Here is a 638-nt window from a genome sequence, read left to right on the forward strand (position 1 = left end):
CTGGTTGTTCTAAATTAGGTGCAATAAAGAGTGCAGACCCGATGATCATGACATTCAAGAACACCGGAGTAAAAGAGGAGACAGCAAACTTACCTAAGGTATTGAGAATCGCCCCCGACAGTGCAACAAAGGTGATGAACCATAAATACGGGAAGGTAATTTTGAGCATCAAGCTGGCTAACTCAAATTTATGCGCAGAAGGCCCACCATTGAGCCAGTCGATAAACCAACCAGCACCAAATAAGGCGGTGATCGCACCAGAACCAACCACACCGACTAAAGTAACAATAGAGACCAATACCCCAAGCGTACCTGAGACACGAGCGATCAATTCGCGAGTTTTGTCTTTATCTCCAGCAGCGTGGTATTCAGTAAGAACAGGAACAAAGGCTTGTGAGAAGGCGCCTTCAGCAAAAAGGCGACGTAAGAAGTTGGGGATCTTATTAGCAAAGAAAAAAACGTCGGCACTGGCCCCTGCACCCATCAAATTGGCAACGACAACGTCGCGCACAAGCCCCAAAACACGGGAAACAAAAGTCATCGCACTTACTATCATGCCTGACTTTAATAGTCGTTTACTCACAAAAACCTCTGACACTGATTGATTAGTTCTAAGCGAGGATAAATACTATCCGATC

1 protein-coding gene is annotated in these 638 nt (G+C 45.5%); it reads right to left on the minus strand.

Annotation, left to right across the window (positions count from 1 at the left end):
• The coding region (gene murJ, locus KIV40_RS28980) for a murein biosynthesis integral membrane protein MurJ (protein WP_285352680.1) at nucleotides 1–583 on the minus strand (583 nt) is incomplete at its 3' end.
• Nucleotides 584–638: the final 55 nt, after the last annotated feature.

Source organism: Vibrio sp. D173a (assembly GCF_030248475.1).